Origin of the sequence: Anaeromyxobacter dehalogenans 2CP-C, assembly GCF_000013385.1 — a bacterium.
In the GTDB taxonomy this organism is placed as follows: domain Bacteria; phylum Myxococcota; class Myxococcia; order Myxococcales; family Anaeromyxobacteraceae; genus Anaeromyxobacter; species Anaeromyxobacter dehalogenans_B.
This window is the reverse complement of sequence record NC_007760.1, coordinates 767,854-787,304: the sequence shown is the minus strand read 5'-3', so window position 1 is coordinate 787,304 and position 19,451 is coordinate 767,854. Positions and strand designations below refer to the sequence as shown.

The 19,451-nt window shown below is 75.1% G+C and carries 15 protein-coding genes; 6 read left to right on the top strand and 9 right to left on the bottom strand.

Annotation, left to right across the window (positions count from 1 at the left end; genetic code table 11):
- Both gspM and gspN read left to right on the top strand, forming a co-directional pair.
- Positions 1 to 558: a type II secretion system protein GspM gene (gene gspM / locus ADEH_RS03465; protein ID WP_011419736.1), complete on the top strand. Its 558-nt coding sequence runs from the start codon at positions 1 to 3 to the stop codon at positions 556 to 558.
- Between the two features lie 3 nt (positions 559 to 561).
- Complete coding sequence (gene gspN, locus ADEH_RS03460; RefSeq protein WP_011419735.1) at positions 562 to 1,575, top strand: type II secretion system protein GspN; 1,014 nt, start codon at positions 562 to 564, stop codon at positions 1,573 to 1,575.
- A 21-nt stretch (positions 1,576 to 1,596) separates the two neighbouring features.
- On the opposite strand, the gene ADEH_RS03455 is transcribed toward gspN, so the two are convergent.
- On the bottom strand, positions 1,597 to 4,080 hold the full coding sequence (locus ADEH_RS03455; RefSeq protein ID WP_011419734.1) for a methyl-accepting chemotaxis protein: 2,484 nt from the start codon (positions 4,078 to 4,080) through the stop codon (positions 1,597 to 1,599).
- A 199-nt stretch (positions 4,081 to 4,279) separates the two neighbouring features.
- On the opposite strand from ADEH_RS03455, the gene smc reads away from it, so the two are divergent.
- From smc to ADEH_RS03435, 4 genes are all read left to right on the top strand, one after another.
- Complete coding sequence (smc, locus tag ADEH_RS03450) at positions 4,280 to 7,879, top strand: chromosome segregation protein SMC (protein WP_011419733.1); 3,600 nt, start codon at positions 4,280 to 4,282, stop codon at positions 7,877 to 7,879.
- Between the two features lie 315 nt (positions 7,880 to 8,194).
- A complete protein-coding gene (ftsY, locus tag ADEH_RS03445) occupies positions 8,195 to 9,604 on the top strand; it encodes a signal recognition particle-docking protein FtsY (protein ID WP_041453297.1) in 1,410 nt (469 codons plus the stop codon).
- Positions 9,601 to 10,296: an HAD family hydrolase gene (locus tag ADEH_RS03440; protein ID WP_011419731.1), complete on the top strand. Its 696-nt coding sequence runs from the start codon at positions 9,601 to 9,603 to the stop codon at positions 10,294 to 10,296. The genes ftsY and ADEH_RS03440 overlap by 4 nt, the downstream gene beginning before the upstream one ends.
- Positions 10,297 to 10,389: 93 nt before the next feature.
- Positions 10,390 to 10,929 carry a GNAT family N-acetyltransferase gene (locus ADEH_RS03435; RefSeq protein WP_011419730.1) on the top strand — a complete coding sequence of 180 codons (540 nt, stop codon included), beginning with the start codon at positions 10,390 to 10,392 and terminating at the stop codon, positions 10,927 to 10,929.
- A 7-nt stretch (positions 10,930 to 10,936) separates the two neighbouring features.
- Here the strand turns inward: ADEH_RS03435 and ADEH_RS03430 are convergent, their stop codons facing one another.
- The 8 genes from ADEH_RS03430 to ADEH_RS03395 all read right to left on the bottom strand — a co-directional run bounded on the left by ADEH_RS03430 (position 10,937) and on the right by ADEH_RS03395 (position 19,188).
- On the bottom strand, positions 10,937 to 12,442 hold the full coding sequence (locus ADEH_RS03430; protein WP_011419729.1) for a cellulose synthase family protein: 1,506 nt from the start codon (positions 12,440 to 12,442) through the stop codon (positions 10,937 to 10,939).
- A gap of 318 nt (positions 12,443 to 12,760) precedes the next feature.
- Positions 12,761 to 14,074 (bottom strand): S41 family peptidase, encoded by a 1,314-nt coding sequence (locus tag ADEH_RS03425; protein ID WP_011419728.1) that lies wholly within the window; start codon positions 14,072 to 14,074, stop codon positions 12,761 to 12,763.
- A gap of 28 nt (positions 14,075 to 14,102) precedes the next feature.
- Positions 14,103 to 15,221: a murein hydrolase activator EnvC family protein gene (locus tag ADEH_RS03420; protein WP_011419727.1), complete on the bottom strand. Its 1,119-nt coding sequence runs from the start codon at positions 15,219 to 15,221 to the stop codon at positions 14,103 to 14,105.
- Positions 15,222 to 15,230: 9 nt separating this feature from the next.
- Entirely contained in the window at positions 15,231 to 16,115 is an 885-nt protein-coding gene (locus ADEH_RS03415; protein WP_011419726.1) for a cell division protein FtsX, read from the bottom strand.
- Between the two features lie 3 nt (positions 16,116 to 16,118).
- Positions 16,119 to 16,817: a cell division ATP-binding protein FtsE gene (ftsE, locus tag ADEH_RS03410; RefSeq protein ID WP_011419725.1), complete on the bottom strand. Its 699-nt coding sequence runs from the start codon at positions 16,815 to 16,817 to the stop codon at positions 16,119 to 16,121.
- A 40-nt stretch (positions 16,818 to 16,857) separates the two neighbouring features.
- The gene (locus ADEH_RS03405) at positions 16,858 to 17,403 is read right to left on the bottom strand and encodes a hypothetical protein (RefSeq protein ID WP_011419724.1); all 546 of its coding nucleotides are present in this window, start codon (positions 17,401 to 17,403) and stop codon (positions 16,858 to 16,860) included.
- Between the two features lie 91 nt (positions 17,404 to 17,494).
- Positions 17,495 to 18,274, bottom strand: coding sequence for a glutamate racemase (gene murI / locus ADEH_RS03400; RefSeq protein ID WP_011419723.1), 780 nt, complete (start codon positions 18,272 to 18,274; stop codon positions 17,495 to 17,497).
- A gap of 119 nt (positions 18,275 to 18,393) precedes the next feature.
- Positions 18,394 to 19,188 carry a hypothetical protein gene (locus ADEH_RS03395; RefSeq protein ID WP_011419722.1) on the bottom strand — a complete coding sequence of 265 codons (795 nt, stop codon included), beginning with the start codon at positions 19,186 to 19,188 and terminating at the stop codon, positions 18,394 to 18,396.
- Between the last annotated feature and the right edge of the window lie 263 nt (positions 19,189 to 19,451).

Genomic DNA, 19,451 nt, shown 5'->3' with positions numbered 1-19,451 from the left:
ATGGACTTCCTCCGCAAGCTGCGCTCGGACGTGGCGGCCTGGATGGCGAAGCTCGCGCCGCGCGAGCGGGTGCTCGTCACGGTCGCGGCCCTGGGCGTGGCGCTGTTCGCGATCTGGCTGGTGTCGCTCTCCATCAGCCGCGGCATCTCCGCGCGCGAGGCGCGCATCGAGGACAAGACCAAGGTCCTCTCGCAGGTCGGCAAGCTGGCCGAGGGCTACCGGCGCCGGCAGGCGGAGCGGCAGGCCATCGAGTCGCGGCTGAAGGGGCCGCCGGTGCAGCTGCTCAGCCACATCTCGCAGGCCGGCACGGCGCTCGGCGTCGAGGTCACCGATCTCCGTCCCACCACCACGCCGGGCGACCTCGAGGGCCTGCACGAGGAGGCGGTGGAGGTCAGCATCGCGCGCGTGGACCTGGGCCGGCTCGCCCGGCTGATGCAGACGCTCGAGCGCGGCCCCGGCGTGGTGAAGGTGCGCCGCGTCCGCGTCACCACGCGCACCGACGACCCCGCGCTCGTGGACGCGACCGTGGTGGTCTCCACCTACCAGCTCAAGGCCTGATCGATGAAGCTCGACCTCGGACGGATCCGGCTCCCCTCCATGCCGTGGCTGGCGCGCCTCCCGGGCATGTCGCGGGTGGACTGGAACGTGTGGCGCCCGCGCGCCGGCTACGCCGCGTTCGCGCTGCTCGCGTTCGCGGTGGCGCTCCGCGGGACCTTCCCCTCGGAGGCGGTCCGCGAGCGGCTGATCCTCGAGGCGGGCGCGCGCGGCTGGCAGTTCGAGGCCGACGACCTCGGCCCGGGCGGCCTGCTCGGCGTGACGGCGGAGGGGGTGCGGCTCGAGGACCACGCCTCGCACCAGCTCGCCATCGATCGGGTGAGCGCCTCGCTGAGGCTGCTGCCGCTGCTCATGGGCCGGCAGGTGATGGACGTGGACGCGCTGGTCTACGAGGGCCGGGTGCGCGGCAGCACGGCGCTGAACGGCGCCGAGCGGCGCACGGTCCTGGCGCTCGAGGGGCTCGACCTGGCCCGCGCCGTCCCGCTGAAGGTCGCCACCGGCATGGACCTGCAGGGCTCGGTCTCCGGCTCGGTGGACGTCACCGTACCGGAGGCGCCGGCGGGCCGGCCCACCGGCCACATGGAGCTGGCGGTGGCCCGCGCCGGCGTGGCCGGGGGCCAGCTCCCCATCCCCGGCATGGCCACCGGGCTGCGCCTCCCGCGCGTCGGCCTGGGCGAGATCGCCGCCAGCGTGAAGCTGGAGGGCGGCAAGGCGGCGGTGGAGCGGCTCGAGGCGAAGGGCGGCGACGTGGAGCTCGCCACCGACGGCCTGGCCGTGACCCTCGGGCCGCGGCTCGAGCACGCGGCGGTGTTCGGCAAGGCGACGGTGCGCATCCAGCCCGCCTTCTGGGGCGCGAGCGCGACCGCGGGCCTGCGGCCCATCGTGGAGGCGGCCCTCGCCTCGGCGCGCACGCCGGACGGTGCCTACCGGCTCCAGGTGGTGGGCACGCTGGGCCACCCGCGCATCGTGCTGACGCCCGGCCAGGGCCTGCCGGCGAGGGGCGGCGGCGGCGAGGAGTAGCGGGGCGGACCGCCCGCCTCCCTACACCTTGAACCGCCCCACCCGCTCGGCCAGCGCGCGCGAGCGGGAGCCGAGCCGCTCGGCGAGGCCGGACAGCCCCTCGACGGCGCGCTCGTGCTCGCCGGCCGTCTGCGAGAGCGCCCGCAACCCCTCGCGGACCCGGCGCGTGGCCGCGTTGTGGCGCTCCACCGCCCGCCCGATCTCCGCGAGCATGCGCTCCACCCGGCCCAGGCTCTCCAGCTGCTGCCGCCCCCGCGCCGACTGATCCTCCAGCGCGCGGGCCACCTGGTCGGCCATGGCGTTCACGCTGCGCGACGCGGTGTTCACGCCCGCCGAGCTGCGGCCCACCAGCTGCACCGCGGCCGCGACCGCGCGGGAGCCCTCCGCCACCGACTCCACCAGCAGCGAGACCTCGTGCGTGGACTGCGCGTGCGAGCCGACCGCGGCCCGGATCGCCGCGGCGGTCTCGCGCCCCTGCGCGGTGGAGCGGCGGATCTCGCCGAGCGCCTCGAGCGAGTTGCGGGCCAGCTGCACGCCCTCGCCCGCGAGCGCGTCGCCGCGGTCGATGAGCGCGGCCGTGCCCTCCACGTCGTCGCGCACCGCGCGGACGATGTCGCCGATGGAGGTGGTCGAGCGGGCGATCTGCGCCGCCAGCTCGCGGATCTGCTCGGCCACCACCGCGAAGCCCTTGCCGTGCTCGCCCGCCTGCGAGGCGATGATGGAGGCGTTCAGCGAGAGCAGGCTGGTGCGGCCGGCCACCTCGGAGATGAAGTCCACCACCTGGTCGATGTCGTCGGAGCGCCGGCCCAGCACGGCCACGCGGCGGTGCGCGTCGGCGACGGCCGCGCGCAGCGCCTCGATCCCGTGCACCGTCTCCTCCACCACCCCGCCGGCCCGCTCGGCCACGTCGGCCACCATCCCGGCGGTCCGCTCGCTCTCCTCCGCGGCGCGCTCCAGCGTCCCAATGGACGACCGCACCGCCGAGAGCGTCCCGGTGGCGTGGCCGGCGTGCTGCTCCAGCTCGGCCAGCGTCGCGTCCGCGTCGCGGCCCGCGTGCGCGAGCGACTCCACGTCGCGCAGCGCGACGGCCATGGCGCGCTCCAGCTCGGCCCCCTTGCGCCGCACCTCGTCCAGCCCGGAGGCCATCTCGCCCACCTGCTGCGTGGTCGCGGAGACGTACTCCGACAGCCCGCCGACCCCGCGCGCCACCAGCGCGATCGACCCCTCCATCGCCTCCACCGCGCCCTGGGCCGCCACCGCCCCGGCGTGCTGGTCGAGCGCGCCGGCCCGCACCCGCTCGCCGATGGCGCCGGCCTCGCGCGCGCCCGCCGACACGCCCTCGCTCGCCGACTGGACGTCCACCACCAGCGCCTTCAGCCCCTGCGCCATGCGCCGGAAGTCGGCGGCGAGCTGGCCCATCTCGTCGCGCGAGACGGAGGGCGGGCTGGCGGCGAGGTCGCCCGAGGCGATGCGGTCGGCGGCGCGGCCGAGCGTGCGGAACGGGAGCGTGATGGCGCTCGCGGCGAGCCAGGCGAGCAGCGCCGTGGCCGCGTAGACCACCAGCGCGCTGACGGAGAGCGCGCCCCAGAACGCGCGCCGGCGCGCGCGCACCGGCTCCTCCGGGAGCCACGAGACCACGCGGCCGCCCGAGGCGGTGGCGCGCGACACGAGCCAGCCGCCCTCGACCCGCAGCGCGCCCGGCGCGGCGCTGGCCGCGCCCTCGAACGGGATCCGGCCCGCGCCGAAGCGCGCCACCACCGCGCCGCCGGGGCTGAGCACGGCCGAGGGCGTGCCGGTCACGAGCCACAGGTGCTCGGCGAGCTCCGCGTCGGTCGCGCCCGCGCCGGAGGCCACCGCGCTCTCCTGCGCGTGGGCGGCGGTCGCGACGTACTCGCGGTCGATGTCGCCGCGGTAGCGGACGTACCCGGTGGCGGCGAAGAGCAGCACGCAGATGGTGATGAGCCCGAGCGCGAGGATCACGATCTTCCCGCGCACCGTGCCCTGGACCGCCACCTCGGCGTCGGGGCCGAGCCGCTCGAACACCTCGCCGGCGGCGGTGCCGGCGAGCGCGTAGCAGAGCATCGCCGCGAGCGACGCGCTGGCGAAGCCCACCGCGGCGCCGGCCAGGCCGACGTCGAGCGGGACGCCGCGCGCGCGCGCGATGGCGGTGAGGACGACCGTGGCGAGCACGCCCGCGGCGAGCACCACCGCGGCGGTGTAGGCCGGGAGCCGGTGCCCGGTGGCGGCCGCCCGGAGCGCGAGCGGCGTCGGGATGGCGCCGGTGCGGCGGTGCGCGTCGTCGGCGGCGCGCAGCGGCCGCGAGAGCATCCAGACCGCCCCGCCCGCGGCCACCCACTCCAGCACCACGCTCGCCACGAGCGCGAGCCGCAGCGCCTCGCGCTCGGGCGCGGAGAGCGGGAACGCCTGCGTCACCCACCACCCCACCGCCGTGCCGAGGAGGATCATCGACGCGACGTTCCGGACCAGCCGCCAGCCGAAGCGCATGTGGCCCGGGAGTCTATCCCGGGGGCGCGCGCCGGCGCTGCCCCCGGGCGGCCATACACGTCAGGCAACGCAACGTCGCGTTTCCCCATGGGAAACCGGCGCAGGCCTCCGTGCCCGGAGCCGCCGGTCGGTGAAAACCCCCCATTGATCAAGGGCTTCGCTTGAACTCGCCCATGGGGTCGTGATATCGCGTCTGGCCATGCGCATCCGCCGCCTGGACATCGTCGGGTTCAAGTCCTTCATGGACAAGACCGTCGTCGCGTTCGACGACGGGGTGACCGGCGTCGTCGGCCCGAACGGCTGCGGCAAGTCCAACGTGGCCGACTCGATCCGGTGGGTCCTCGGCGAGCAGTCCGCGCGCCACCTGCGCGGCCGCTCGATGGAGGACGTGATCTTCAACGGGTCGGAGTCGAAGCCCCCGCTCTCCATGGCGGAGGTGATGCTCACCTTCGTCAACGACCGGCCCAGCGAGCTGCCGCCGCAGTACCAGGGCTTCGGGGAGATCACCGTCGGCCGCCGGCTGTTCCGCACCGGCGAGTCCGAGTACCTGGTGAACGGCGTCCAGGCCCGCCTGCTGGACGTGAACGACATCTTCTTCGGCTCGGGCGTGGGGCGCACCGCCTACTCGATCATCGAGCAGGGCCGCATCGGCCAGATCGTCTCCGCCCGCCCCGAGGACCGGCGCGCCATCATCGAGGAGGCGGCCGGCATCACGAAGTACAAGAAGCGCCGCGAGGCGGCCGAGCGGAAGATGGAGGCCACGCAGCAGAACCTGCTGCGCGTCGCCGACATCGTGCAGGAGCTGGGCAAGCAGCTCGAGTCGCTCAACCGCCAGGCGCGCAAGGCGGAGAAGTACAAGGCGCTGCGCGCGCAGGTCCGGGAGCTCGAGCTGCGCACGGCCGCCGCCCGCTACCTGGAGCTGACCGCCACGCGCCGCGCCGCCGAGGAGCGGCAGGCGACGCTGAAGGCCGAGGAGGCCGAGCTGACGGCCCGGCTCGCCGAGCTGGACGGCGCGCTGGAGCAGGACCGCGCGCTCACCGGCGAGAGCGAGGCGCGCCTCGCCGACCTGGGGACCCGCGAGCACGCGCTGGAGAGCGCCGCGCGCGTCTCCGAGGTCTCGGTGGAGGCGGCGGCCCGCGAGCTCGACCAGATCGCCGAGCGCACCCGGGCGCAGGCGGCCGAGGTGGAGGCGCTGAAGGACCAGGCCGAGGCGCTCGCGGCGGAGCGGGAGACGCTGCTCCGGCAGCGCGACGACCTGCAGTCGCTGGTCACGACCGACGAGGGCCGGCTGGGCGAGGCCGAGGCCGCGCTGCGCGAGGCGGGCCGCGAGCAGGGCGCGCTGCAGGGCGAGGCCGACCGGTCGCGCGCCGCCGCCGCCGCCGCGGCGTCCGAGGCCACCTCGCACCGCAGCCAGCTCGCGCAGATCGAGCGCCAGCGGCTCGACCTGCGCGGCCGCATCGAGCGCAACCGCGCCGAGGCCGACGACCTGGCGAAGCGCGCCGGCCAGCTCGACGAGGCGCGCGCGCGCCACGTGGAGAAGCTGGGCCACACCCGCCAGCTCAAGCTGCGCCTGGACGAGCAGCGCGGCGCGCAGGAGGAGCTGCTCGAGCGCACCCGCGCCGAGTTCATCCAGAACGAGGCGAAGCTCATCACGCTGCGCGAGGAGCTGGCGGAGAAGCGCTCGCGCCTGCAGAGCCTCCTCGAGATCGTCCGCAACTACGAGGGCTACGGCCGCGGCGTGCGCAGCCTGATGACCCGGGCCGGCCAGGACGAGGCGCGCGACCACGGCATCTTCGGGCTGGTCGCCGACGTGGTGTCCGCGCCGGAGGAGTACGAGAACGCCATCGAGGCGGTGCTGGGCGAGCGGCTCCAGTACGTCATCGTCGAGAGCCACTCGCAGGGCGTCGAGGCCATCGACTACCTGAAGACGGCGGCCGAGGGGCGCGCCTCGCTCATCCCCATGGCCCGCCTGCGCGAGGCGGGCGCGAGCGATCCCACCGAGGCCGACCGGAGCCAGCCCGGCTTCGTGGCGGTCTGCCTGGACGTGGTGACGTTCGACCCCTCGTACGAGAAGGTGGCCCGCTTCCTCCTCGGCGACGCGATCATCGTGCGCGACCTCCCCTCCGCGCTGGAGATCTGGCAGCAGAGCGCGGTGAAGCGGACGCTGGTCACGCTCGACGGCGAGGTGCTCGACCCGTACGGCGTCGTCACCGGCGGCCCGCTGGAGGGCGAGGGGCACGGCGCGCTGCAGCGGCGGCGCGAGGTGCAGGAGCTGGAGGAGACGGTCCGCGGCTTCGAGGCCGAGTTCTCGCTGGCGCAGGAGCGGCACCGCACGCTGCAGGCGCGGCTGCTCCAGCTCGAGGCCGCGCTGAAGTCGCTCGACAAGGACGGGCGCGAGAAGGAGCTGGCGCTGGTCGAGGAGGAGAAGGACCTCGCCCGCGTGGGCTCCGAGCTGGAGCGCGTCGGCGACCGCACCGGGCAGCTCGAGGCCGAGCGGAAGCAGCTGGAGGAGGCGGTCGCGGGGCTGGTGCGCGAGGAGGAGGAGCACCGGGTCGCGGCGGCGACCGCCGAGGCCGAGCAGGGGCGCGCCGAGGAGCGGGCCCGCGAGGCGGTGGCGGCCCTCGAGCACACCCGCGCGCGCGGCGACGTGCTCTCCGCCGAGCTGATGAACCTGAAGGTGAAGGCCGCCGCCGACGCCGAGCGGCGCGAGGGCATCGGCTCCGCCCTGAAGCGGATCGACGACGCCCGGCGCGAGGTGGACGAGCGGCGCGGGCGGCTGTTCGCCGCGCTCTCGGAGGCGAACGCGCGCGCCGCCGAGCTCCGTGGGCGGCTGGAGGGCACGCGGGTGGACCTGGGCCGGCTGGGCCAGGACCTGGCCGCGATCCGGGAGGAGCTGGCGCGCGCGCGCGCGGCGCACGAGGCGCTGGTGGCCGCGTCGCGCGGCCGCGAGGCGGAGGCGCGCGAGCTGCGCGGCCGGACCGAGACGGTGCGGCAGGCGTGCGCCGAGGCGGCGCTCACCGCGCGCGAGCACGCGCTGGAGCTCTCGCACCTCGAGGAGCAGACGCGGGAGCGCTGCCAGGCCGAGCTGCGCTGGGAGGTGGCCCGGTTCCACCTGGAGAAGCCGCCGGGCGAGGCCGAGCGCGAGCGGCTGGACGACCTGAAGGCGCAGGCCGAGCGGATGGGCGCGATCAACCTGACCGCCATCGAGGAGTACGACGAGCTGTCCAGCCGCCACGCGTTCATGAGCGAGCAGCGCGCCGACCTGGACCGGTCGCTCGCCGACCTGAAGGCGGCCATCGTCAAGATCAACCGCGCCAGCCGCGAGCGCTTCCAGGAGACGTTCGACCGGGTGAACGAGAAGTTCCAGCAGGTGTTCCCGCGCCTGTTCGCGGGCGGGCGCGCCGGGCTGGTGCTCACCGCCGCCGAGGGCGACGGCGAGCAGGGCGTGGAGATCTTCGCGCAGCCGCCGGGCAAGAAGCTCCAGAGCGTCAACCTGCTCTCCGGCGGCGAGAAGGCGCTCACCGCGGTCTCGCTCATCTTCGCCATCTTCCTCATCAAGCCCACGCCGTTCTGCCTGCTGGACGAGGTGGACGCGCCGCTCGACGACGCGAACGTGGGCCGCTACAACGAGATGGTGAAGGAGATGTCGAAGAACTCGCAGTTCATCCTGATCACCCACAACAAGCGGACCATGGAGATGGTGGACACGCTGTACGGGGTGACCATGGAGGAGCCGGGCGTCTCGAAGCTGGTCTCGGTGCGCCTCTCCGAGCGCACCCGCGAGGCGGCCGCGGCCTGAACGACGATTGCGTGAGCCGCGATCACCTCCGGTGTCGCGGCTCACGCCGTCGTTCAGGCGAGATCGAACGGGGCTGCGCCCCGCCCCACGGAGCGAAGCTCCGCGGGGCCCCACCCTGCTCGCCGGGTCCCTTGCGCCGCCGCGGGCGGCTTCGCCGCGCGCGCGGCAGCGCCCCGGCGGGCTCGCTCCGCTCGCTGGCCGTTCACGCATCCGGCGCCGGTTCGCGGCATGCCCGCACCGAATTGACACCCGCGCGCCGGGGGCCCTATATGCTCGGGCTCCCGCAGCATTTTCCTCGCCCGGAGCCCGCCCGCCGTGATCCCGCTCGCACTCACCGCGAACGACGCCGCCGCCGTCGCGATCGTCGTCGCCGTGCTCCTCCTCGTGGTGGTGGCCGCGCTGCGGCTGGCCCGGAAGCGGCGCGCCGCGCCCGAGGCGCCGCCGCGCGCGGCCCCGCCCGCCGCCCCGCCGCCGGAGCGGCTCGCCCGCGGCGCCACCGAGGAGGACGCCGCCGCGGCGCTCCGCCGGGCCCACCGCGAGGCGCCGCCGCCGGTCGCGCCCGCGCCACCGCCGCCCTCGGCCGGCCCCGCCGCGCCCGCCGAGGACCGCGAGGCGCTGGAGGCGCGCCGCAAGGAGGAGTACCGCCGCAAGAAGGAGGCGGAGCGGCTCGAGAAGGAGCGCCGCGCCGCGGAGCGCGCCGAGGAGGAGCAGCGCGCGCGCGCGGAGGCGGAGCGGCAGGCGCGCGAGGCCGAGGAGGCCCGGCGCCGCGCCGAGGAGGAGGCCCGGCGCCGCGCCGAGGCCGAGGCGGGCAAGACGCTCGCGGCGGGGCTGGAGAAGACCCGCGGCGGCTTCATGGCGCGGCTGAACGCGCTGTTCGCCGGCGGCAAGGTGGTGGACGACTCGGTCCTCGCCGACCTGGAGGAGGTGCTCTTCACCGCCGACATCGGCGTGAAGACCGCGACCCGGCTGCTCGAGTCGGCCCGCGAGAAGGTCCGCCGCAAGGAGCTGTCGGATCCCGAGCGCCTGAAGGCGGCGCTGCGCGAGGAGATCGCGCGCATCCTCGACCTGGCCGCCACCGGCGGCGCGGCCGCGCCGCTCGCGGTGGGCGAGGCGCGCCCGTGGGTGGTGATGGTGGTGGGCGTGAACGGGTCGGGCAAGACCACCACGGTGGGCAAGCTCGCGGCGAAGCTGCAGGGCGGCGGGCACAAGGTGCTCCTCGGGGCCGGTGACACGTTCCGCGCCGCCGCCGGCGAGCAGCTCGAGGTGTGGGCCGAGCGCGTCTCGGCGCCGATCGTCCGCGGCAAGGAGGGCGCGGACCCGGCCGCGGTCTGCTTCGAGGCGGTGCAGCGCGGCGCGCAGGAGGGCGTGGACGTCGTGCTCTGCGACACCGCCGGGCGCCTCCACACCAAGACGCCGCTCATGGAGGAGCTGAAGAAGGTGCAGCGGGTGATCGGGAAGGCGGCCGCCGGCGCGCCGCACGAGGTGCTGCTCGTCCTCGACGCCACCAACGGCCAGAACGCGATCGCCCAGGCGCGCCAGTTCCACGAGGCGCTGGGCGTGACCGGCATCGCGCTCACGAAGCTCGACGGCACCGCCAAGGGCGGGGTGATCATCGGGATCTGCGACGAGCTGCGCATCCCGGTGCGCTACGTGGGCGTGGGCGAGCGCGTGGCCGACCTGAAGCCGTTCTCGCCGCGCGAGTTCGTGGAGGCGCTGTTCGAGTGAGGCGGGCCGCGGTCATCCTGTGGGACGTGGACGGGACGCTCATCTCCTGCGGCGGCGCCGGGCGGCGCGCCCTGGAGCGCGCGCTCGCCGAGCGCTGCGGCCCGCTCGACGGCGCGCTGGCCGGCCTGCGGCTCGACGGCATGACCGACCGGCTGATCGTGCGCGAGGCGCTCTCCCTGCTCGCGCACCCGTTCAGCGACGACGCCTGCGACGGGGTGCTGGCGCGGTACCTGGAGCACCTCGCGGTGGAGATCCGCAACCCGGGCTACCAGGTGCTCCCCGGCGTGGAGGCGGCGCTCCGCGCGCTGCGCGGGCGCGTGCCGCAGGGGCTGTGCACCGGCAACGTGGCGGAGGGGGCGCGGGTGAAGCTCGCCCAGGGCGGCCTCGACGCGTACTTCGACTGGGGCCCCGGCGCGATCTGCGGGTTCGCGGCGGACGGCGAGGCGCGCGAGCACGTGGTCGCGGCCGCGGTGCGGCGGGCCTCGGCGCGGCTCGGGCGCACGCTCGACCCCGCCGAGGCGCTGGTGGTGGGGGACACGCCCCGCGACGTCGCCGCGGCCCACCGGGTGGGCTGCCCGGTGCTGGCCGTCGCGACGGGGCGCTACTCGGCCGACGAGCTCGCCGCGAGCGGCGCCGACCAAGTGATCGCGTCGCTCGAGGACGCGGCCGCGCTCGGCGCGCTGGCCGGCTGATCCCCGCCGCGACGGACCTCGACGCGCCTTGACCCGCCGCTCCGCGCCGGGCTATGCCAGTCACCTCGACGCACCACGTCGACGGAGGTCCCCATGACACCGGTGCACGGAACCCAGGGCGCGGCCCCGGGCGATGACCTCGCTCCGCTCGACGGACCGCGGCTCCGCGCGGTCGCCGCCACGCGCGCGCACGCCGCGCAGATCCAGTCGTGCTTCCAGGGCGCGCCGGACTACTTCGTGCGCACCGAGGGCGGACCGGCCGGCGCGGACGCGGCGGAGCGGCTGCTCGCGGAGGCCGAGGCGGACCCGGAGCGCCGCGTCTACGCGCTCGTCCCGCACACGGGAGGGCCGGCGGTCGGGGTCCTCGATCTCTACCTGAACCACCCCGAGCCCGGCACCGCGCACGTGGGCCTGCTGCTGTTCCGCGAGGCGTGCCAGGGCCTCGGCTACGGCAAGGAGACCACCGCGGCGCTCGAGCACGTGCTCGCGCGCGCCGGCTTCCGCGCGCTGCGCCTGTCGGTGGGCGACGAGAACCCGGGCGCGCGCGCGTTCTGGGAGCGGCTCGGGTTCGCCGAGGTCGGCCGCCTCGACCGCGGCGTCGCCGTGTTCGAGAAGCCGCTGGAGCCGGCGTAGCGCGCCGCTATTCCGGCGAGGGCTGCGGCGAGAGCACGCGCACCCAGCGCCCCACGCGGCCGCGCAGGCCCTCGTAGACGCTGGCCAGGCCCACGTACCCGAAGCCGACCTGGAACAGCAGCAGGAACGGCAGCGAGTAGTAGACCTCGCGCTCGATCAGGTACATCACGCCGTAGGTCATGTAGGCCGCGAGCGCCAGCTCGACGATGGGCTGGAACGTGACCGCCGCCTTGTAGCGCTTGCGCGTCACCGACTCGCCCGCCGAGGCGACGCCGTGCTTGGGCGTGCGCGTGAAGGCGGTCTCGTACCCCATGAGCGCCTCGACCACGGCGCGCGCCTGGTTCACGGAGAGGCCGATGCCGATCGCCATCACCATCGGCAGGTACTTGATCTGCTGCCAGGCGGTGCGGCCCTGCTCGCGCTGGCTGGCGGCGTAGAACGCCACCACGCTGAACGTCGCCGCGGCGAAGAACGGGATGTCGAGGAACAGCACCTCGTACCAGCCGTGCGACACGCGCACCACCACCGTGATGGGCAGCAGGATCGCGAGCGGGATCATCAGCAGGTAGGCGAGGTTCGCGGTGAGGTGCATCACCGCCTCGCGCTTCACCTCGCGCGGCAGGTCCGCGTCCAGCAGGCGCGGCAGGACCTTGAGCGCCGTCTGGATCGAGCCCTTCGCCCAGCGGTGCTGCTGGCTCTTGAACGCGTTCATCTCCACCGGCAGCTCGGCCGGGGTGACGATCTGCGGCACGTAGACGAACTGCCAGCCCTTCAGCTGCGTGCGGTAGGAGAGGTCCAGGTCCTCGGTGAGCGTGTCGTGCTGCCAGCCGCCGCCCGAGGCGATGGCCTCGCGCCGCCAGATCCCGGCGGTGCCGTTGAAGTTGAAGAAGCGGCCGGAGCGGTTGCGCGCGGTGTGCTCGATGACGAAGTGGCCGTCGAGCAGGATGGCCTGCACCTGCGTGAGCAGCGAGTAGCCGCGGTTCAGGTGGCCCCAGCGCGCCTGGACCATGCCGACCTTCGGGTCGGTGAAGAAGTCCACGGTGCGCCGCAGGAACTGCGGATCCGGGATGAAGTCCGCGTCGAACACCGCCACGAACTCGCCCTTGGCGGTCTCGAGCCCGTGCTCCAGCGCGCCCGCCTTGAAGCCGGTGCGATCGGTGCGGTGGATGTAGACGATGTCGAGCCCCTCGGCCCGGACGCGATCCACGCACGCGCGGGCGATGCCCTGCGTCTCGTCGGTCGAGTCGTCGAGGACCTGCACCTCGAGGAGCTCGCGCGGGTAATCGATCTTCGCGACGGCGCCGATGAGCCGCTCCGTCACGTACATCTCGTTGAAGATCGGGAGCTGGATGGTGACGCGCGGCAGCTGCTCGAACCGGCCCTTCGGCGTGGGGAGCCGGTACTTGTGCCGGTAGTACAGGTACGCCATCGCGTAGCGATGCGACCCGTAGACCGAGAGGATGCAGAGCAGCAGCGCGTACCCGACGACGACCGAGAGCTCGAGTGAAGTCATCTTGACGTGTGTGTGCGCCGGTGGGCGCCTCCGGAGAGGGCCGCGATTCGCAATCTGCGGGCCAGGGCGTCGCCCCTCCGTCTCCGGAAGGATTGGCGCGGACTATAGCCTTCCGTGCCGCGAAGTCAATTCATGAAAAGGTGCGCACCGACACGGGAAAACCACATCTACCCGCCCCGCGCGGCGCGGCCCGCGAAAGCCATGCAACCGCGCCGGGGTGCACGTTCTGCGTGCGGCGCCGACCCGGACCACGACACCGCTGCCCCGCCGGGCTCGGAGGACCGAGCCTGCACGGTCCGTGGAGTCCCTACCCCTTGTTCACTGCCGCTTCGGGGCGGTCGCGGCGCCCCGCGCGCCCGGGCCGCCCCGGAGCACGTCGGTGGCGCGCAGGTAGTCGAGCGCGGTGCGGAGCTGGAAGTCCTCGGGCGCGGCGGGGGCCGGGATCGACGCCGGCACCGGCGCGGCCTCGTTGCGGAGGTGCCGCTTCAGGTCGCGCTCCGCCGGCGGCGGCTGCGCCGGGACCGCGGGCGCGGTCTCCGCCACCACCACGTCCGGGGAGATGCCCAGCTCCTGGATGGAGCGGTGCCGGGGCGTGTAGTACCGCGCCACCGTCAGCTTCAGCCCCGAGCCGTCCTCCAGCTCGACGATGGTCTGCACCGAACCCTTGCCGTAGGTCTGCGTGCCCATCACCACCGCGCGCCCGTTGTCCTGGAGCGCGCCGGCCACGATCTCGCTCGCGCTGGCGGTGCCGCGGTTCACCAGCACGATCATCGGGTACCCCGGCTCGGTGCCCTTGGGCCGGGCGCGCTGCACCTCGACCTCGCGCCGGTCGCGCCCCTCGGTGCTGACGATGATGCCCTCCGCGAGGAACGCGTCCGCCACCCGCACCGCCTGGTCGAGCAGGCCGCCCGGGTTGTTGCGCAGGTCGAGCACCAGCCCGCGGATCTCGCCGCCCAGCGCCTCGCGCCCGTCGGCGAGCGCCTTCGCCAGCGCGCGGTCGGTGCGCTCCTGGAACGCCTTCACGCGCAGGTACAGGTACCCGCGCCCCGCGTCGAGCACGCGCAGGTCCACGCTCTGGGTGCGGACCCGCTCGCGCACCAGCGTGAGCCGCTGCGGCGCGGTGAACCCGGCGCGGTCCACCTCCAGCACCACCTGCGATCCGGGCGCGCCCTTCATGCGCCGGATCGACCCCGCCAGCCCCAGCTCGTGGGTGGACGCGCCGTCGATGGCCAGGATCCGGTCGCCGGGCCGGAGGCCGGCGCGCTCGCCGGGGGACTCGGCCATGGGCGACACCACCGTGAGCACCCCGTCCTCGAGCGCGACCTCCAGGCCCAGGCCGTCGAACTCGCCGGTGGTCTCGTCGCGGAGCTGCTCGAACACCTCGGGGCGCATGAACGCGGAGTGCGCGTCGAGCCTCGCCATCATCCCGTCGATGGCGCCGTAGACCAGCTCGCGCTCGTCCACCGGCTCGAGGTACGAGCTCTCCACGTGCCCGAGCACGTCGGCGAACACGTCGAGGGCGCGGTAGGGCCGGGACGCGGCGCGGCGCGCCGCCGAGGCGGACCGGTCCGCGACCAGGCCCGCGAAGAACGCGAGCGCCAGGACGGCGACGAGGGCGAGGCGGCGCATCATCGGGGCGAGTCTACCAGGGGGGCCGGGCTCACGGCGCGAGCCATGGTCGCGGGTCCACCGGGCGCCCCTTCTCGCGGAGCTCGAAGTACAGGTACGGCCCCTTCAGCGAGCCGGTGTCGCCGACGGTCCCCAGCACGGCGCCCGCGGCCACGTCCTCGCCCATGGCGGTGCGCATCGAGGCGAGGTGGGCCACCAGCGTGTGGAAGCCGTCCCCGTGGTCCACGATGACGATGTTGCCGTAGCCCTTGAACCAGCCGGCGTGGACCACGCGCCCCGCCGCGACCGCGCGGACCGGCGCGCCCGCCGGCGCGTCGATGTCGAGGCCGTTCTGCACGGTGACCGTGTTGAAGCGCGGGTTCACCACCTTGCCGAAGCCGACCGTCACGTGGCCGGTCACCGGCAGCGGCAGCCGGCCCCTGCGCGCGGCGAACCCCTCGGGCAGCGCGCCCCCGCTGCGCGGCGGCGGGAGCGTCGCCACGAACTCGGCGAGCCTGCGCTGCTGCACCACCGCCTCCGCCGCGGCGCGCTCGTGGAACCCGCGGGCCGTGCGCAGGGCCGCGAGCAGCGTCTCGCGCTCCTCGCGCAGCGCGGCGGCGTCCTGCCGTCGCTCGGCCGCCTCCTTCGCCAGGGCCGCGAGGCGCCCCGCCTCGAGCTGCCGCGCCGCGCGCGCCCGCTCCCGCGCGTCGCGCGCCGCGTCGGCCTCGGCGAGCAGCGCCACGTCGCGCGAGAGGATCCGCTCCATGAGCCACCGGCGCTTCACCAGGTCCGCGAGCGACCGGCTGGAGAGCAGGACCTGCAGCTCCCCGGTGCGGCCGAGCCGCTCGCGCGCCGCCAGCCGCGGCCGCAGCTCGGCGAGGCGCGCCTGCAGGCGCGCGTGCGCCGCCGCCTCCTCCTCCCGCGCCTGCGCCAGCGCGGCCTCCGCCCCGGCGCGGGCCGCCTCGGCGCGGCGCGCCTCCGCGGCTGCCTCGGCGAGCGCCGCCTCCGACTCGGCCAGCGTGTCGAGCACCGAGCGCTCCTGCTGCGCCAGCATGCGCGCCGCGGCCTCCTCGGCGCGCCGCCGCGCGTCGAGCGCGTCGAGCTGCGCGCGCGGGCCGCCGGCGGCCAGCGAGAGCGACAGCGCGAGGGCGATCGGCGCGGCGGGGACCACGGCAGGGCCTCACAGGCGGCGCAGCGTGCGCGCCACCGAGAGCGCGCTCCCGAGCAGGCCCACCGCGGCGCCGGCCGCGAGCAGGCCGAGGAGGAGCGCGGGCGGCAGCACGTCGCCGAGCCGGAGCGCGCGCGCTCCCTCCACCGCCGCGCGCAGCCGGGGCGCCAGCGCCGCGTGCACGCCCAGCAGCGCCCCCACCGCCAGCCCGCCGCCGAGCAGCCCCTGCAGCACCCCCTCGATCAGGAACGGCGCCGACACGAACGCGTCGGTGGCGCCCACCAGCTTCATGAGCTCGATCTCGTCCCGCCGCGCGAACACCGCCAGGCGGAGCGTGTTCGAGACCAGCACCGCGGTGGCGAGCGCGAGCGCCGCGAACAGCGCCACCGCCGCGATCCGCGCCCGGCCGAGGAACCGCTCCAGCTTCTCCAGCCAGGCGGTGCCGTAGTCCACCTCGGCCACCCCGGGCAGCGCCCGCAGGCGCCCGGCCAGCCCGCGCGCCTCGGCGAGCGAGATCCCGGGCGCCGAGACCTCCACCGCGTCCGGCAGCACGCCCGGCCCGACGCCCTCCAGCACCCGGCCCTGCTCCCCCAGGTCGGCGGCGAGCCCGCGCAGCGCCTCGGCCGCGGTGACCGCCGTGACGGCGCGCCCGGGCGCGACCGCGGCGGCCGCCTCGCGCACCGCGGCCAGGTCGGCGCCCGGCGCGAGGTACGCCGAGATGCGGACCTCGCCGGCCCAGGCCGCCAGCAGCCGCTCGGCGCCGCCCAGGGCCGCCGCCAGCAGGCCGATCGAGAACAGCGCCACGAAGATGGTCGCGGTCCCCACCATCGCCACGTAGGGCCCGCGCACCAGCGCCTCGACGGCGCGTCGCGTGAAGTAGACGGGGCGGAGCGGCACCGGTCAGCCCCCCGCGCCGGCGCCCGGGGCGCGGCGGATCGAGTCGCCGTCCGAGACCAGCCGCCCGCGCTCGAGCAGCACCACCCGCCGCTTGTAGCGCTCGAGCAGCGAGCGGTCGTGCGTCGCCACCAGCACGGTCGTGCCGCGCGCGTTCGCGTCGGCGAGCAGCTGCATCACCTCGAGGGTCCGCTCCGGGTCGAGGTTGCCGGTGGGCTCGTCGGCCAGCAGCAGCGCCGGCGCCGGCGCGAGGGCGCGCGCGACCGCCACCCGCTGCTGCTCGCCGCCGGAGAGCGACGGCGGGAACTTCTCGGCCCGGTGCTCGAGGCCCACCGAGCGGAGCAGCTGCTTCACCCGGCGCCGGATCTCCTTCTCCGGCATGGCCTGCACCTCGAGCGGCAGGGCCACGTTCTCCGCCACGGTCCGCTGCGGCAGGAGCTTGAAGTCCTGGAACACCACCCCGATGTTGCGGCGCAGGTAGGGCACCGCCCGCGCGCCGATCTTCGCCACGTTCTTGCCGAACAGCAGGAGCTGCCCGCTGGTGGGCGCCTCGTCGCAGAACACCAGCTTCAGCAGGGTGGACTTGCCGGCGCCGGACGGGCCGGTGAGGAACACGAACTCGCCCTTGTCCACCTCGAGCGTCACGTCCTGGAGCGCCGGGCCGTCGCCCGGGTACTCCTTGGTGACGTGGAAGAGCTGGATCACGGACGCTCCCGGGCCGGCGTGGGGAGTGCCGGGCGCGACGTCACTTCCGCTCGCCGAGGTCCTCGGCGAGGTACGAGAGGATCACCTCGTCGAGGCTGCGCTCGCTGATCAGGTCCTCGCCGAACAGCGTCTCGGCGCCGTCGTTGCGGAGCGCCGGCGCGGGCTGCTGGCGCGCGGCGAGCACCTCCGGCGGGAGCTGGGCGCCGCGGGGCGCGGGCATGGTCATGCCGGGCTGGAGCCGGACGGTGCGCCCGTCGGCCTCGATCTGCCCGGGCTGGAACGCCTGTGCCTGCTGCGCGCTCGCGGCGTCGATGTCGTCGTACACGCCGTTGATCAGGTTGCGCAGCATCTCCTTGTGCTGCTCCTCCATGAGCTCGCGCACCACCTGCGCGAGGTTCTCGGCGGCGACGATGTCGGCGTAGGAGGTCTTCTTCGAGGCGAGGATGTTCCCGCCCACGAACAGGTGCGTGATGATGTGGGGGTTGTCCAGGCCCGAGTCCTCGGTCTGGATGTGGTACATCTTCCCCTTGTGCTTGATGTTGTGGTTGAAGCCCACAACCATCTTCTTGCTGGCGTCGGCACCCATCGCGAAGCGGGACTGTACCGCCGGCGCCCCCCGCCATCAAGCGCACCCCGGTCGAAATCCCCTGACGCTGCGGTGGGCTAGCGCGGCACGATCACACGTCCACGTGCTCGGCGGATTCCACCGTCCGTCCGAGGAACCGGCCCGCCACCGCCAGGAAGCGCTCGGGCACGTCGGTCACGAGGAAGCGGTGCACGCCGGTGCGGCCCGGCGCCGCCGGGATCCGCGCGCGGACCTCCTCGGCGATCGCCTCGGCGCTGTCCACCAGCCGCACCTCCGGCAGCTCGCGCGCGATCGCGGCGCGGAGCAGCGGGTAGTGCGTGCAGCCCAGCACCAGGGTGTCGATGGCGGCGCCGCGCAGCGGGTCGAGGTAGCGGCGGACGATCCCTCGGACGACCTCGTCGTCCGGATCGGTCCAGCCCTCCTCCGCCAGCGGGACGAACAGCGGACAGGCCCGGGCCACCACCTCCGCGCCCGGGCGCTCGCGGCGGATCGCCTCCTGGTACGCGCCGCTCGCGACGGTGCCCTGCGTGCCGATGACGCCGATTCGCCCGGTGCGGGAGGCCTTCGCGGCCACGCGGGCGCCGGGGTCCACCACGCCGAGCACGGGCACGGACAGCTCGGCGCGGAGCGCCGGCAGCGCCACCGCCGAGGCGGTGTTGCAGGCGACGACGAGGAGGTCGATCTCGCGGCGCGCCAGCACGCGCGCGTTGCGCAGCGAGTACTGCGTCACCGTCTCGGCGGACTTCGTGCCGTAGGGCACGCGGGCGGTGTCGCCGAGGTAGACGGTGTCCGCGGAGGGGAGCGCTGCGAGGATGGCGCGCTGGACGGTGAGCCCGCCGACGCCGGAGTCGAAGATGCCGATGCGTGACACGGCGCGGAGTCTACTCCGGTAGCCTCCCGCGCGCTCGCCCGTCGCGCCGGCCCCCGGACGACCGAGCGCGGACCCCGTCGGCGGGGCCCGCGCTCGAGGACTTCGGATCGGCGTGCGGCTTACGGCAGCGTGGTGGCGGGGCCCTTCGGCGCGCGGCGGGCCGGCGGCGGGGCCGCGGTGCGCGCCGGGCAGAAGGCGCTGCTGTCCGCGAGCGGGACCGAGACCGTCGAGAGCGCGGCCGGGGTCACGTTGAAGCTGGTCGCGTTGCAGTTCGCGGCGGTCGGCAGCCACGCGCCGCCCGAGTACACCGACTCCTCGGTGCGGGTGAGCGTGAACGCGCCGGCGGGCAGCACGAAGGTGATCGGATCGCCGCACGCGTAGAGGGCCGGGTTGGCGCTGGTCTCGTCCACCTGGGCGGCGATCGTGCCGGCGATGGCGTCGTACACCGAGAAGAACATGTACGACCCGGCGGTGCAGACGTTCGTGGGCGTGAACGAGTAGGCGAGGTCGAACGTCCCCTCGGCCGGCTGCACGGGCACCCGCGTGTCCCCGCAGTCGTACGGGGTCACCGAGCGCTCGTCGCGGAGCAGGATGGTCGAGCCGTCGGCGGCGATGCCCTCGACGGTGACGAGGTGCGTCCCCGCCGGAACGTAGGTGATGGTCGCGCCGCCGTCGCCGCAGTTCCAGCCGCCGGACACCGGCCCCTGCACGCGCTGGTCGTTCATGTAGATGTCGACGTAGGCGACGCCCGCGCCGCGGCAGTCGGCCTGTGCGCCGTTCGCGAGCAGGAAGCTGGGCCACTCGATCGTCATCGTCCGGTCGGCGTCTACGCAGTAGTAGCCGCCGTCGTCGGTGGACACGGTGCAGCCCGCTCCCAGGGTGGAGGCGGCGAGCAGAAGGGCGAGGCGTCTCATCGAAAGTCCTCCAGCGTGGGCTCCGGACCGCGACGGGGCCGGGCACCCCGAGAAATGAGCAACGGACGTGCCACCCCCCTGACGGCCGAAGCGCGGGGATTATGCACGTGCGGGGGGCGATCGAGGGGTGAACCCGGCGCACGGCCGTGGCGGCGGCGCCACGGTTCGCGGGTGCGACATGTCGGTGCCGCCTCGGGAGGGGAAACGGCCCGCCGGGCGTTTACTGTCGAGCGCCCCGGATCCCGAGGAGAATGGGGGGTCGG